15 protein-coding genes are annotated in these 14,558 nt (G+C 58.9%); 4 read left to right on the top strand and 11 right to left on the bottom strand.

What is annotated here, in order from left to right:
• Positions 1 to 9 precede the first annotated feature (9 nt).
• The 8 genes from N4A58_RS18090 to N4A58_RS18125 form a co-directional block, all read right to left on the bottom strand.
• Entirely contained in the window at positions 10 to 438 is a 429-nt protein-coding gene (locus tag N4A58_RS18090) for a DoxX family protein (protein WP_293712273.1), read from the bottom strand.
• Positions 435 to 1,190 (bottom strand): DUF2063 domain-containing protein, encoded by a 756-nt coding sequence (locus N4A58_RS18095; protein ID WP_293712275.1) that lies wholly within the window; start codon positions 1,188 to 1,190, stop codon positions 435 to 437. The genes N4A58_RS18090 and N4A58_RS18095 overlap by 4 nt, the downstream gene beginning before the upstream one ends.
• The gene (locus N4A58_RS18100) at positions 1,174 to 2,025 is read right to left on the bottom strand and encodes a DUF692 domain-containing protein (RefSeq protein ID WP_293712278.1); all 852 of its coding nucleotides are present in this window, start codon (positions 2,023 to 2,025) and stop codon (positions 1,174 to 1,176) included. The genes N4A58_RS18095 and N4A58_RS18100 overlap by 17 nt, the downstream gene beginning before the upstream one ends.
• A gap of 63 nt (positions 2,026 to 2,088) precedes the next feature.
• Positions 2,089 to 2,340 carry a DUF2282 domain-containing protein gene (locus N4A58_RS18105; RefSeq protein ID WP_092464819.1) on the bottom strand — a complete coding sequence of 84 codons (252 nt, stop codon included), beginning with the start codon at positions 2,338 to 2,340 and terminating at the stop codon, positions 2,089 to 2,091.
• Between the two features lie 325 nt (positions 2,341 to 2,665).
• Positions 2,666 to 4,840, bottom strand: a complete 2,175-nt coding sequence (katG, locus tag N4A58_RS18110) for a catalase/peroxidase HPI (RefSeq protein ID WP_293712281.1) — start codon at positions 4,838 to 4,840, stop codon at positions 2,666 to 2,668.
• A 283-nt stretch (positions 4,841 to 5,123) separates the two neighbouring features.
• Positions 5,124 to 6,086: a hypothetical protein gene (locus N4A58_RS18115; RefSeq protein ID WP_293712284.1), complete on the bottom strand. Its 963-nt coding sequence runs from the start codon at positions 6,084 to 6,086 to the stop codon at positions 5,124 to 5,126.
• Between the two features lie 94 nt (positions 6,087 to 6,180).
• On the bottom strand, positions 6,181 to 6,831 hold the full coding sequence (locus N4A58_RS18120) for a hypothetical protein (protein ID WP_293712288.1): 651 nt from the start codon (positions 6,829 to 6,831) through the stop codon (positions 6,181 to 6,183).
• Between the two features lie 118 nt (positions 6,832 to 6,949).
• On the bottom strand, positions 6,950 to 8,077 hold the full coding sequence (locus tag N4A58_RS18125) for a hypothetical protein (RefSeq protein ID WP_293712291.1): 1,128 nt from the start codon (positions 8,075 to 8,077) through the stop codon (positions 6,950 to 6,952).
• A 213-nt stretch (positions 8,078 to 8,290) separates the two neighbouring features.
• Here N4A58_RS18125 and N4A58_RS18130 point away from each other — a divergent pair, with 213 nt between their 5' ends.
• The 4 genes from N4A58_RS18130 to N4A58_RS18145 all read left to right on the top strand — a co-directional run bounded on the left by N4A58_RS18130 (position 8,291) and on the right by N4A58_RS18145 (position 12,153).
• A complete protein-coding gene (locus tag N4A58_RS18130; protein ID WP_293712294.1) occupies positions 8,291 to 9,178 on the top strand; it encodes an autoinducer binding domain-containing protein in 888 nt (295 codons plus the stop codon).
• A gap of 112 nt (positions 9,179 to 9,290) precedes the next feature.
• Positions 9,291 to 9,671 (top strand): VOC family protein, encoded by a 381-nt coding sequence (locus tag N4A58_RS18135; protein ID WP_293712297.1) that lies wholly within the window; start codon positions 9,291 to 9,293, stop codon positions 9,669 to 9,671.
• 60 nt (positions 9,672 to 9,731) lie between these two features.
• Positions 9,732 to 10,829, top strand: coding sequence for an alpha/beta fold hydrolase (locus N4A58_RS18140; protein WP_293712300.1), 1,098 nt, complete (start codon positions 9,732 to 9,734; stop codon positions 10,827 to 10,829).
• Between the two features lie 184 nt (positions 10,830 to 11,013).
• On the top strand, positions 11,014 to 12,153 hold the full coding sequence (locus tag N4A58_RS18145; protein ID WP_293712303.1) for an HWE histidine kinase domain-containing protein: 1,140 nt from the start codon (positions 11,014 to 11,016) through the stop codon (positions 12,151 to 12,153).
• 9 nt (positions 12,154 to 12,162) lie between these two features.
• Here N4A58_RS18145 and N4A58_RS18150 read toward each other — a convergent pair whose 3' ends face one another.
• From N4A58_RS18150 to N4A58_RS18160, 3 genes are all read right to left on the bottom strand, one after another.
• Positions 12,163 to 12,456 carry a DUF1330 domain-containing protein gene (locus tag N4A58_RS18150; protein WP_293712306.1) on the bottom strand — a complete coding sequence of 98 codons (294 nt, stop codon included), beginning with the start codon at positions 12,454 to 12,456 and terminating at the stop codon, positions 12,163 to 12,165.
• Between the two features lie 174 nt (positions 12,457 to 12,630).
• Positions 12,631 to 13,584 (bottom strand): ABC transporter ATP-binding protein, encoded by a 954-nt coding sequence (locus N4A58_RS18155; RefSeq protein ID WP_293712309.1) that lies wholly within the window; start codon positions 13,582 to 13,584, stop codon positions 12,631 to 12,633.
• Positions 13,581 to 14,558: an ABC transporter ATP-binding protein gene (locus N4A58_RS18160; protein ID WP_293712311.1), complete on the bottom strand. Its 978-nt coding sequence runs from the start codon at positions 14,556 to 14,558 to the stop codon at positions 13,581 to 13,583. The genes N4A58_RS18155 and N4A58_RS18160 overlap by 4 nt, the downstream gene beginning before the upstream one ends.

The following is a 14,558-nucleotide window of genomic DNA, read 5'->3' on the forward strand; positions in this document are numbered from 1 at the left end:
CTGTCTGTGTCACGCGTGATCCAGCCCCAACTTGTGGTCCACCGAAATCCGGCCCGGTCCCATGGCGATCAACGCAATCAGGGCTGACGCCCAAAGCCCATGTGTGATCCACGCATTGGGATAGACGAAAATCTGGATCGTCGCGGTCATCACCAACAGGCCCAGAGCTGACAGGCGGGTAAATAGGCCAATGATCATCAAGGCGGGTAGGATGTGTTCGGCCAGTGTCGCCAGCACAGCTGCCAGTTCGTGGGGGATCAAGGGCAGGGCGTATTCGTGTTCAAACAGGAAGTACGTGCTGTCCTTGATCGAGAACCCCTCGACCTTGGTGCGGCCTGATTGCAAGAACACCGCAGCGGGAAAAATGCGCAAGGCGAGAGCGGTGATGGATGCAGGAATACGGTCTCCAAGCGCGTTCAATTTGGTGATCGGTGTCATATCTTGGGGCTCTCTTCGGTCAGCACGCCGGCCTGCATCAGACTGACCAGCAAAGGTTGCGGATTGAACATCGGATCCTTGAGCGATCCCGACGCGGCGGCAGAGGCCAGAGGGCGCCCCATGCGCAGGGCTTCGATCATCTCAGCTTCGGCAGGGCTAATTGCTGCGACGGGCACGTCGAAAATGCGGTCGCGCAGGACCAATGCGATTTCACCGCTGTGGCCGATGGGGTGCGTTTCGAAGCCGGGCTGATTGCGTGTCCAGATCGACACTGCGGCATAGCGCAGTTTTAGAACTTGGACCGACGGATGCAGCCCCATGCGCAAGGTTTCTGGGTTGGCGCTGGTCAGCGTGCTGGCTGCGATCGGCTCGGCATCTGCTGCGTGAAAGGCCACACCGCGCGCGTATTCGATCCGCGCCACATCACCGAGGTAGGGGTACTCCTTTAGCGGCGAGAACCGGTCGAGGAAGATGGCAAACTCTTTGCCCCATTCCTGAAGGACGGGCGAGGTCGGCTTGTGATGCTCGATGAACACCCGCGCCATCGCGCCAAAAAACGCGTCACCGACCAGTCGCCGGATTACAGGGTAGCGGGCGTTCAGGGCTTCGGTCAGGCTGACCATCACGTTATTGCGGTAGACGTTAAAGCGCTGCTCGGCCTCTGACGGGTCGAGCGCGGTGATACCTGTGGGCAGCGGACCGCCTGTCAGGGCGCGGTCGAACGCCGCCAGTGTTTCATGATGCGAGGTCAAGGCGTGCCCCTCCTTGTGCCAGGATGTCTGCAGCAGCGCGGGCTTCGGCCGCCAGTATGGGCCAGTCGGGCAGATCGTTGTCCCATTCGACCAGCGTGGGCAGCGCGCCGGTCTGTCCTATGACATGGGCAAACAGGGACCACACGGGATCAGCCACGGGCGAGCCGTGCGCGTCGATCAGCAGAGGGCCAGACGGCAGCTCTTCGGTACTGTGACCGCCAAGGTGGATTTCTCCGACCGATGCCAGCGGGAACGCGTCTATGTAGTCGTAGGGGTCTTGGCCATGGTTGGTGCAGGACACAAAGACGTTGTTCACATCCAGCAGCAGCCCGCAGCCGGTGCGCTGAACGATCGCCTTTAGAAAATCGGTTTCGCTGATCGTAGATTGTTCGAACAGCACATAGGTAGAGGGGTTTTCTAGCAGCATCTTGCGGCCCAGAACCTCTTGGACCTGATTAATGTGGTCGCAGATGGTCTGCAGTGTTTCCTGTGTGTAGGGCAGGGGCAGCAGGTCATTCAGGTATTCGGCCCCGTGGCTGGACCATGCCAGATGCTCGGAAAAGCTGTCGGGCTGATAGCGGTCGCATACGGTTTTCAGGCGCTGCAGGTGATCTGCGTCCAAACCGCGCTGTCCGCCGATGGACAGGCCAACTCCGTGCACGGACAGGGCATAGTCGTCGCGCAGAGCGGTCAACTGTGCGTGCGGCAACCCGCCAGCGCCCATGTAATTCTCGGCATGGATTTCAAAGAAGTCCACGCGCCGCGCGTCGTTGCGGATGGCGGTGAAATGGTCGGGCTTGAAGCCGACGCCGACAGATGCAGGAAGTCCGGTCATGGCAATACCTTTGGGGCAAATGAAGAAAGGGGGGCGCTGTTGGGAAGCGCCCCCAAGCGCGTCTTAGGCAGGGATGTCGCGGGTCAGAGCCTCGAGCGAGCCCATGCGCGATTTGCCCATGTCATCCGAAGGCAGCTCCATGCTGACGCAGGTACCTGCAGGGACCAGCTTCCATGCGTTGCCCTGATAATCGACTTTCGATGTGCCGGCGCAGGTGGTGCCGGGGCCTGCGGCGCAGTCGTTCTGGCCGGCCAGCGCCACGCCAAAGCATTTCTCCATGCCGTCTTCTGCCGCGTGCGCAGGAATGGCTGCCATGGCACCCAGAGTACAGGCCAGCGAAGCACCCAGAACGATGTTGTTTTTCAATGCGGTCATTTTTAGCTCTCCATCACTAAATCAAAGGGCGTTCTCCGTTGCCCTTCACTGATCAGTTCGCAGAGAGCGGCCCGTTCGTTACGGCGCTCACACCCCCGTTATGGCCAATGGGCGTTCCGTGATGGGTGTTACAGAAAAAGCGGGATTTTGCGGGATTTCGGGCGAAATCAGTCCGCGCTGTGCAGGGAGATTGAAACAAAAAGGGCGCAGCCGAAGCCGCGCCCTTGGGGATTTCGAGGCCCGCTCTCACGGGCCGGGAATATTTTTACGCCTTCAGATCGAAGCGATCTGCGTTCATCACCTTGGTCCATGCGTCCACAAAGGCCTTCAGGAAGGGCTCGGTGCCATCGTCCTGAGCGTAAACCTCTGCATAGGCGCGCAGCACAGAGTTTGACCCGAACACCAGATCCACGCGGCTGGCGGTCCACTTGGTCTCGCCAGTTTGGCGGTCACGGATTTCGTAGGTGCCATCACCGATCGGGTGCCATGTGTTGGCCATATCGGTCAGGTTCACAAAGAAGTCCGTGGTCAGTGCGCCTTCGCGGTCGGTGAAGACACCGTGCTTGGTGCCGCCGTAGTTGGTGCCCATGGCGCGCATACCGCCGACCAGAACAGTCATCTCGTGCGCGGTCAGACCCAGCAGCTGTGTGCGGTCCAGCATCATCTCTTCGGCCGAGACGATGTAGTCCTTCTTCAGCCAGTTGCGGTAGCCATCGTGGATGGGCTCCAGCGGTTCGAAGCTGTCCTCGTCAGTCTGCTCTGCGGTCGCGTCGCCTCGGCCGGGGGCAAAGGGCACTTCGATGTCGTGCCCTGCGGCTTTCGCTGCCATCTCGACACCGACGCTACCGGCCAGCACGATGGTGTCCGCGACGCTTGCACCGAACTGCTCGGCCAAGGGCTCCAGCACCGACAGGACACGCGCCAGACGCTCGGGCTCATTGCCTTCCCAGTCCTTCTGCGGGGCCAGACGGATGCGGGCGCCGTTTGCGCCGCCGCGCATGTCAGACCCGCGATAGGTGCGAGCGCTGTCCCAAGCGGTGTTCACCATGTCCGCCACAGTCAGGCCGCTGGCGGCGATGGCGGCCTTCAGGCCAGCAACGTCGTAGCCGGTGGTGCCTTCGGGGATGGGGTCCATCCAGATCAGGTCTTCTTGGGGCACATCGGGGCCAAAAAAACGTGCTTTGGGGCCCATGTCGCGGTGCGTCAGCTTGAACCATGCACGCGCAAAGGTGTCCGCAAAGTACTCGGGGTCCGCCATGAACTTCTGGCAGATCGCGTTATAAGCGGGGTCCACCTTCATAGCCATGTCTGCATCGGTCATGATGGGCATGCGGCGGATCGAGGGGTCCTCGACGTCGACCGGCATGTCCTCTTCCTTGATGTCGACAGGCTCCCACTGCCAAGCGCCTGCGGGGCTCTTCTTGAGTTCCCACTCGTGGCCGAACAGCATGTCGAACCAGCCCATGTCCCACTGGGTGGGGTTTTTGGTCCAAGCGCCTTCGATACCGGACACCACCTGATCGCGGCCAACGCTGCGGCCTTTGGTGTTCATCCAGCCGATGCCTTGATATTCGACGTCAGCCGCTTCGGGATCGGCGCTCAGGTTCGCCGCGTCGCCGTTGCCGTGGCATTTGCCGATAGTGTGGCCGCCTGCGGTCAGGGCTGCGGTTTCCTCATCGTCCATGGCCATGCGGGCAAAAGTCTCGCGGACCTGTGCGGCGGTTGCCATGGGGTCGGGCTGACCGTTCACGCCTTCGGGGTTCACATAGATCAGACCCATCTGCACAGCGGCCAGCGGGTTTTCCATGGTGCTTGGTTTGGTCACGTCGTCGTAGCGGTTGTCCGACGGTGCCAGCCATTCTTTTTCAGCGCCCCAATAGACGTCCTTCTCGGGGTGCCAGATGTCTTCGCGGCCAAAGGCAAAGCCAAAGGTCTTCAGGCCCGCAACTTCGTAGGCGATGGTGCCCGACAGGATCATCAGATCGGCCCACGAAATCTTGTTGCCGTACTTCTTCTTGATCGGCCACAGCAGACGGCGGCCCTTGTCGGTGTTCACGTTGTCGGGCCAGCTGTTCAGCGGCGCAAAGCGCTGGTTGCCGGTGCCACCACCACCGCGGCCATCGGCCAGACGGTACGAACCAGCCGCGTGCCATGCGACCCGCGCGAACATACCGACATAGCTGCCCCAGTCGGCGGGCCACCAGTCTTGGCTGTCCTTCATCAAATCACGGAGGTCCTGCTTCAGCGCCTCGACGTCCAGCTTCTTCAGCTCTTCGCGATAGTTGAAGGTCGGGCCAAAGGGCTGAACCTTGGTGTCATGCTGGTGCAGGATGTCGAGGTTCAGAGCATTCGGCCACCAGCTGGTGACGGAATTGCCGTTCGAGGTTTGGCCCCCATGCATCACCGGGCATTTGCCAGTCATCGGTGCGTTGCCGTCCATTGTCTTTCCTCCGAGTCATTCACGTTGGTTTTCAATAAAAAGTGGCCTCGGCCGCCTAAAGTTCCAGCAACTTTAGAATCGTTTTTGAAGCGCCTTGATGCGGACAGTATGCATTGGTGGTGATAAAATATAATCGTATGTTTTTCTTGTTGTGATAATTTCAGATTATCAAATTTGCTGCACGCGCATCCTGCGGTGCAGCATTTTCTGTATCTGTGATTTAGCGAGCTAATCAGTCGGACCTAGGGGCGCTGCGTGGGGTTCAGAGCCTGAGCTGCGTTGCTCACAGCATGCCCACGAAAGCTTCAAGTAGCGGACTTGCGGCTCCGACCAGCAGGGGGGACAGGGCGAGCAGAAAGCTCAAAAACCGCTGGCGCATATCCTTGTCACCAAGCACGTCCGACAAGGATGCGTTCAATGTATCATCTCCCTTGCTGCGGGCTGCGCGTAACAGCAGAAGCCGCGCTGGCGCAAAGATCGCAAGGAGGGTGAGCGTGAAAATCATACCGTAGAACAGGGTCAGGGCTGATCCGTATCCGCTGAACGCAGCTGTCGCATCCGCATGCAAAATGCTGAGTGGCAATTTAAAGAATAGCGAAAGGGTGACTGCACTGGTCACCAAAACAACGACATTGGCCTGAAAGGCATCTTTCAAAATCGATGCGGTGCGCTTTAGCCCCTCCTCGTCGCTTTCCGATGCGCCGATCCCCGCGCTCACGAGCGCAGAGACGAAGCCCGTCGCCAAGATGCCCGCGATCAATGGCAGAAGCGCAATCCAAGCGAGCAAGCTAACTCCTGCGCTGGTGCAACTCGTGGGCAAGAAGTTTGATCCAAGGTCGGCAGCGTTAATGACCGCACAGATGTTTCGGTAGGTCAGGAACAGAGCACCATCAAGGCCCTCTTGCCGCGCGCCATATCCCATTAGAACACAGGCACCGAGCGACAACCCTAGAACGACCGCCGTTCTCGCGATAATCCGGCGCGGTTGGGCAAGCAATCGCACGATAGCCCAAAGGCCGATGACAAGGCACACAGTCAGGTGAAACAGTCCAACCGCCGAATAGACCAGTAGCCCGCTGAGCAAACGCAGATCGCTGTCCGCCCCCACAAAAAGCGGTGTGGTCTCGAGCGCAAGCAAGCCCGCGTTCCCGTGGAGTGTTTCGAGAGCCAGCAAGGCAACCCCGAGGGGCAGGACAGGCAGCACACCCCAAAGCAGATAGATCTGGTTGCGAAAAAACGATCTCATTCCAAGGCCAAATCTCTTGCGCATCGAAATCCAAACTGTCGCGAGCAAATCGCATGCGTGCGACCCTGAACAGCGATGATGTCCGACAGGACGGTCAGAGCCCGATGTCGCTGCGCGTCACGACAACCTCCAGAGTGGGCGAAGAGTCGTCTTGGGTTTCGTATCGAACAGACGCACGGCCAAAGTTTTCTGTCCCCCGAAGGTCGGAATCGTAAATCCAGTTCATGACATCGCTCCACGGCGTCGGAGCCCACTTCTTGGCGGTCATGACCTTGCAAAGGGCAGAGGACGATTTACTGCCCCATGGCGTCGAAAAGCCGACCATCAAGACGTCATCATGACCATATCCCAGCAAGTCATAGCCGACGACTCCGCAGGACCCCGATGCCGCCCCGTGCGTCTTGTGATGGAACCCGATGGACCATTGCCCAACCTCGATCCTCTCAGCGAGCGTGTTCGCTGACCAATAGCCATAATCGTCATGCTTGGAGCGAAATTTCAGCGGCACACCGAGTCCGTTATAGACCATCACACGCGTCGACACACCGGTACCCCAGTCTTCCTTCATCCCATTGAGTTGCTTGATCGCCTCGTTGACGGTCTCGTCTTTCGCGCGCATTGCTTGCTGCGCCATCAGTTTGCACACATCGTCTTCGTCAAGGCTTTCGGGGTCGTCATGAGTGACCGCTAGATTGGACTTGAATTGCTCGTAGAAAATCGGCGTACCGAACACGAAATCGGGCATTGAAAGCTCCTATGGCGCAAGAAAATCAAATGAATGTGGTTGTCGATCTGGCTGCTTGGAAAGCGCCGTATCAGTAGAGTGCGTGCTCCTTTGGCGGGTACGTGAAAAAATGAAGTGACTAATCAGGCAGCAGTGACGTGGCCATCTCAGACGACATCGTATGGCTCATCTCAGCGTAGGTGCTGGTCGACATCGGCAAGCGCATTGAGGGGCTGACCGTTAGGTTTCCGAATAGAGACGCGACGATCACGTCGAACATCTTGTAAAGCCCCATGCCCACCGCTGTGACGATGCCTGCAGCAACCAGAGCCACGGCAACAGGTGGCACTTCGACAGTCGCTGCAGCGGCGGAGAATAACCCGGTCAGCGCGCCGCCCATAGTGGCAAGGGTAGAGGTGACAGCGGCACTAATAGCGCCCTCAGCCGCAACTGTTGCAATCGTAAAACCAGCCACCAAAGAGCTTTTGGCGACTGCGTTGGCCCAACTGCCTTTGGTGGCCATCTCGCTAAAGAACGTGGTGACCACTTCGATGAGCGGCACGCCATACTTAAACCATTTGGCAGAGATAAAATCATCGAGCGCCCGAAGCCACTTTGGCGCCTTGGTTGCGTCAGAGAAATTCTCGGTGAAGAGATAGGCGCGGAGCGCTGCGATCTCTTGGGCGTCTGGCAACGCCTTTCCTAACTTGGATGCTACGAGCGAAGCGACCTTGCCTGTTGCCTTCGAGATGTATTTGACGAGGAAGAGTTGGGTCTTGCCCGTCAGGAACTCTACCGCGATTTGCTGATATTTGAGTTTGTTGGTGGCGAGTTCGAGAAAGAAGTTTTTGACCTGTTCCACCCGATCAAGCCATTCTTGGAGGGCTCCGCTCGCGTCAGCGGCCGAGGAGTGTCCAATTCGCTCGAGGGTCTGCCGCTGCTTATTCAGACCGTCTGAATACTCTCGGATCTTCTCAAGTCGGTTCTCAACGCTGTTGTGTTCCTTGAGGATGGCCTCTGCGATATCCAGTTGCAGCGTCGCGAACTGTTGTCTGGCCGCATCTAGGGACTTTGGACCCGGTATTTCGGCCACTGCGGCGTCTATCATCGCGAGGTGCATCTTGCGTGCGCGTTTGACACGCGCCAAAGATTTCTGCTGCGCGGTAACTTGTCCGCGCCATTGCGCATTCAACAGACGTGCCCCCTCGTGCTTGTGAAGGCGCACGATCAGAGCGCGCAAAGAGTCTGCCCTTTGGTGGATGTCCATTCGACTCTCCTGACACGCTATGGTTGCGTGTGGATACCATGTCTTGTGCCAAATAGCCATATAAATAAGGAAGGGTTCGATGTCGTGATGTGGGGCTATCGTGGTTTCTGGCATCCACGGATACCGCGATACAATTACTGATTGCTTTTGATTTCCTGTAGATGAACCAGCTGAAAGAACTCGCCAATCGCTACTCTTGAACCGAGGCTCCGGATGGAAGTGATGGAAGTGATGGGACCGGCGACGGCGAACATGACCTTGGTGGTCGGGGCCCGAAGGCTGCGTTCCGCCCTGAAGGACGCGCTGCGGGCGCGCTGTGCCCTCCTGAAAACAAGAGCATTTCCATACATCGCGCACTACCCTTATACGTGTGGTTCGGGGCCCTTGTTCGTGGAGCATTCTGAGGTGAAAGCGGAAGACATCAACTTGACCGGCTGCAGGGTGCAGGAAGCGGTTCGTAGGATCGCCAGTGCATATCAAGTGGATTTTGTGACGCTCCACCTCTTTCGCTCGGGTGAGGATGCACAGAACAAGCCTTACGTCCGCACCAACTACCCCGACGCTTGGGTGAGCCGCTACCTGCTGAATGACTACGTGCGTATCGACCCTGTCTTGCACATGGCCGAGCAGATCCAAGGTCCGTTTTGCTGGTCCAAGATAACGCCGCATGAGGGGCAAGCCGAGATGATGGCGCAGGCTGTGAAGCACGGCTTAGGCCAGACAGGCTTTAGCGTGCGGCACGTCGATGCCGTTGGCCGCCGCACGGTGTTGTCGTTCAACGCGCATGACGCCAGAGGTGAAACAACGTGGGACGCGCATCTCCCCGCGATGCGCGATGATCTGATTGCACTGGCGCAGGCAATGCACAACGTGGCTCTGGCAGAGATTTATGTGGATGGCGAAACATTCCCTCAGCTGACACCTCGCGAGGTGGAGTGCTTGCGATGGACGGCAGAGGGCAAAGCTCACACGGACATTGCCATTATTCTTGGTTTGTCAGGCCACACTGTGCGTGGATATCTGAAAGATGCCCGCGTGAAGCTGGACTGCGTCACGCTCGCTCAGGCTGTGTCCAAAGCCATTAGCCTCGGTCTGATCTAGGGCCACGCGTCCCGAGCCCCCTCAATTGCGGGGATTTCTCAAATGTTGTCTGCCGCCTAGCGTTTGAGTGGTTACGCAGCAGGGGAACGGGTCAAACGCACGGGGAAATGACATGACACAGATGAATGCGGTCGGTTGGTTCGACATTTACGTGAGCGAAATGGAACGCGCCGAGGGGTTCTACAAGACGGTACTAAGAGCCGAGATGGAGGATATGAAAGACCCCACAGGCGAGACCGAAATGAAGAGCTTTGTCGCCGACATGGGGGTCTATGGCGCGGCAGGCGCTCTGGTCAAAGCGCCCTACGCCAAACCGGGGCCGGGTGGCGCACAGATCTATTTTTCTGTCGAAGATTGCGCGACGCAGCAAGCGCGGATCGAAGCAGCGGGCGGCCAAATCATACGGCCAAAGTTTTCCATCGGGGAATACGGTTACGTAACCTTGGCGCAGGACACCGAAGGCAACCTGATCGGGTTCAACTCGCTGAAGTAAGCCGTGCGCAATGCGCGCCAGTCGCCGCGAGACCCAATCCAGAACCTCAGAGGAAAGTGGATGTTCAAACTCAAAAAAGTGGCCGAGGTTTCTGCGGCGGCATGTGCTGCAGTTGCGATTTGCTGGGCCGGATACGAAGCCTTGCGTCCCACCTACGAGGGAAATGTCGGGGTCACACATGGCAAGGCCTATGCGCCCGCCCGTCAGTCGCATGTCTCCTTCGATATCTGGTATCCAGCCCGCCCGGGCGGAAAAGTCGTGACTGTCGGCGGGAACGGCGTGTTTATTGGCACTCCGGCAGGTCGCAAAGCGCCGAGGCGCGAGGGAGAGTTCCCCTTGGTAGTCATTTCGCATGGGGCAGGTGGAAATGCAGGACAGTTCGGTTGGATCGCGTCGGCGCTGGCAGAGAAAGGGTTTGTGGTTGTGCTGCCCAATCATCCCGGTACGACAAGCGGGAACGCCAGTGCAGAAGCGGCCGTTCGAGTCTGGGAGCGTCCGCAAGACGTCACAGCAGTGCTGGATCACATGGCGGATCATCAGGAAGAGTTTTCCTATATTGATTTCGATAAAATCGCTGTGGTTGGGTTCTCGGCAGGTGGGTATACGGCCTTGGCCGTGTCAGGCGCGCGCGTCGATCCTGACCGCTTGCAGGGGTTCTGCGATGCGGGCGATCACGGGATGTCCGATTGCGCATTCCTGCGCCGCTTTGGAATCGACCTGCATCAGATGGATCTGACACCTGCAGCGCAAGACTTGCATGATGCGCGGATCAAAGCTGGTGTGATCGTGGACCCAGGGATTATCAGCACGATCACTGAGCAAAGCTTGGAGAATATTCAGATCCCGCTCTTCGTGATCAACCTAGGGACGAAAGAAAGCGTACCTTCGGGCGTTCATGCATTGGCAGCGTCTGGGGTCATTCCGAATGCAGAACACCTGTTCGTGCCCGATGCCACCCACTTCAGCTTTCTAGCAGAATGCACCGAGCGCGGCGCTGACATTCTGAAGAACGAGGGCGAACTGGACCCTCTTTGCGCAGATGCAGGGGGACGCGGCCGGAGTGAGATCCACGAGGAACTGGCCAGAATGATTGTCGCCTATCTTGACCGAACAATGAGAAGTTTTGAATTGTATGTTGCGGCTGCTGGCTCTGACTAATGCCACCAAGGCTCGTGCCTGACTGCTGCAGTGCGCGACCAAGCGGGACAAATCGCCGATAATCAACCAAACTACTGGTTTGTCCGACCTTCTTTACCCGAGGTGGTCCTGGCCGAGCTTGTCGACATGTCCGTGCAATGTGCTTAACTAGGCGTTGAATTGTTCGCGGTTAGAAAGCAGTGATGTGACGTCCCCCCGAAACTCCACCGAGCCATCCGAAGAGCGCGACATCGTGGCTGATCTGACGGCCGAAAACTTGGCTCTTCGGTCAGAGCTTGCGGAGCTTCGCGCGGCGCTTGATGCGAGCGCTGCCAATGCCGAATGCACCAAGGCGATGCAGATTGCGGTGGAACGCGAAGCAGCCGACAGGCGCAAAGAGCGCGCCGAGCACACTGCGCGGCTCGACGCGTTGATCCGCTCTTCGTCCGAGGTGCGCTACGAGATCAATGCAGACTGGAGTGCGCTCGGCACACTTTCGGGCGGCGGTTTCATACCGGACACAGAAGCAGTGAACGCGAATTGGCTCGAGGAATATATCCCCGAAGAGCACCGAGAGCGCGTCCGCGAGGAAATCCGCCGCGCGATTGCTGCCAAAGACACATACAACATCGAGCACAAGGTGAACCGCGTCGATGGGTCTGTCGGCTGGGCTCTGTCTCGGGCGGTGCCGCTTTTGGACGAAAACGGCGAGATCACGAGCTGGATGGGGGCGGCCTCTGATATCACTGACCGCAAGACCGCGACAGACCTGCAGCAGGTTTTGAACGACGAGCTGACCCACCGAATTAAAAACATCTTTTCGATGGTGCAGGCGATTGCAAGTCAGACGCTCAGGGGCGCAAGCAGCCTCGAAGAGGGGCGCGCGGCCATCAGCGCACGGCTTGCTGCACTTTCGCGTGCGCAGGATGTGCTCACTGGTGAAACCCTTGCCGGAGCCGACATTCGGGAGGTGATCACCGCAGCAATGGTCCCGCATGAAGAAGAGGCAAAGCAAATGCAGCTGGACGGACCGCCGATGGTCCTGAACGCGCAGCAGGCATTGGGGATGACTCTCGCGATCCACGAGCTTTCGACGAATGCGATCAAATATGGTGCGCTCTCAAACGAGCAGGGAAGCGTTGCGGTGACGTGGCGCTGTCAGGGCAGCAGCTTTACATTTGATTGGATCGAAGCGGACGGTCCGCAAGTCGAGAAGCCAACGCGGCGCGGCTTCGGGTCAAGTTTGATCGAGCAGATCGTGCCCTCTTATTTCGAGGGCGAGGCGCATTTGGAGTACGACCCTGAGGGCCTGCGCTTCCGGCTGACTGGGGCAGTGCGGGCGTAACGCCCGCCGCTACTCCACACCGTCAACGAGCATCGCGTTCAACGTAGATCCCGTGCGCCTGAGGATCGCAAGTTCCTGAAACGCGGCAGAGTTCCAGAAGGCCTCTGCATGCTTGCGATCCGGAAATTCAATGATAAACGCGGCGTCTGGGAGCGGTGCCTCCCCCTCCATCCGCTGCGGGTTTCCACCGCGAGCCTTGAACGTGCCTTGGTGCGAGCTGACGACGGCGGGGATCTTGGAAAAGTATTCCTCCATCCAGTCGGAGCTGTGGATCGTCATCTGTCCGATAATGTACGCGCTCATTCTGGATCCTAATGGCAGCTATATGGCATGTGCCTCTAGCCTAGGCGGATGGTGGTGCTTTGGGCAACAGTCCCGCTTCAGCGACGCCGGCAGACAGCAGAGCACTGCGCTTTGAGTAGGTGAGGTAGGCTCTGTCTTGAACGGCGTCTCGACCAGACAGAGCCTTTGATCCCCTTAGGCGTAGAAACACGCCGCCTGATGTGTTTCGTCCATCAGTTCAGGGCGTTCCGCGCGGCATTTGTCGGTGGCCTTCCAGCAGCGCGGGGCAAAGGCGCAACCCGCGGGCACATTCAAGGGCGAAGGCAACTCGCCAGTCAGCTTAATCCGCTCTTTGTGGTGTTCTGGGTCGGCGACCGGAGTCGCGGACAGCAGCGCCTGAGTGTAGGGGTGCGACGGGTTCTGGAACACGTCCTCTTTGCTGCCCTTCTCAACGGCGCGGCCCAGATACATCACGATGACATCATCGGCCACGTGACGCACCACGCTCAGATCGTGCGAGATGAACAGATAGGCCAGCCCGAGACGTTCCTGCAGATCGGTCAGAAGGTTTAGCACAGACGATTGGATCGACAGGTCCAGTGCAGACACAGGCTCGTCCAGCACCAGCACTTTGGGGTCCAGCATAAGGGCGCGGGCGATGGCGATCCGCTGGCGCTGACCACCCGAGAACATATGCGGGTAGCGGTCGAAATGTTCAGGGCGCAGGCCAACCATGTTTAGCATTTGGCGGGCGCGATCTTCCTTCTCGGCCTTGGACAGGTCAGGGCGGTTGATGACCAAGGGCTCCATCAAGATTTGCCCGATCCGCTGACGCGGGTTCAGCGATCCGTAGGGGTCTTGGAACACAATCTGCACCGACTGCCGCAGGGACGCCCACTGGTCAGGTGTCACCGCGTTCCCGTCCAAGGTCAGAGTGCCGCTGGTGGGTTCCTCGATCATGGTGACCATTCGGGCCAGCGTGGACTTGCCGCAGCCCGACTCGCCGACCACGGCCAGCGTCTTGCCTGCATAGAGTTCAAAGTCCACGTCCTGCACAGCGCGTAGTGTTTGCGGTTTGCTGAAGAGGCCTCCGCCGACGGCATAGTGGCGCGCCAGATGGGTGGCGGTCATTACAGGCGCATCGGTCATGACGCGATCCTCCGGTCAGTGTTCAGCGGGTAGTGACAGCGGGCATAGCCCAGATCAGCGCCCAAAGGCGCAGGCGAGACCGTACGGCAGTGATCGTTCGCGAACTGGCAGCGCGGGCTAAAAAGGCAGCCTGCGGGTCGGTCGAACTGGCCGGGCACCACGCCAGGGATTGTCGGCAGACGCTTTTCGGTGGCGCGTTCTGGCAGTGCGCGCAGCAGGGCGTCCGAATAGGGGTGGTGCGGGGCGCGGAACAGGTCGCGGACGGGACGTTCCTCGATCTTTTGACCGGCATACTGAACGCTGACGCGATGCGCGGTTTCCGCGACCACTCCCATGTCGTGGGTGATCAGAACCAACCCCATCCCGCTGTCTTCGCGCAAGGAAGTCAGCAGGTCGAGGATTTGCGCCTGAATGGTCACGTCAAGCGCGGTGGTGGGTTCGTCCGCGATCAGCAGCTTGGGTTTGCAGGCAATCGCCATCGCAATCATCACACGCTGGTTCATGCCACCCGAGAGTTGGTGGGGGAACGACGACAACCGCTTTTCCGGCGCAGGGATGCCGACCTGTTCAAACAGTTCGATCGCTCTCTTATGGCGCGCGGCGCGATCCATGCCCAGATGCTTGCGCAGGGCTTCCTTGATCTGCCAGCCCACGGTGAAGCAGGGGTTCAGCGACGACATCGGCTCCTGAAAGATCATGGCAAGGTCTTTGCCAATGATTCGGCGGCGTTCCCGACCGCTCATGTTCAGCAGGTCGTGCCCGTCAAAGGACAGTTCGTCGGCGGTTACTTTGGCGGTCCACGGCAACAGGCCCATCAGCGCCAGCATGGACACGGATTTACCCGATCCACTCTCGCCCACGATGGCAAGTATTTCGCCGTTCGCGACGTCTTGATCCACACTGTCGACAGCGCGGAACATGCCGGTCGAGGTCGAGAATTCGACGCTCAGGTTTCGAATACGGAGGAGGCTCAT

Origin of the sequence: Donghicola sp. (genome assembly GCF_025210255.1) — a bacterium.
In the GTDB taxonomy this organism is placed as follows: Bacteria; Pseudomonadota; Alphaproteobacteria; order Rhodobacterales; family Rhodobacteraceae; genus Donghicola; species Donghicola eburneus.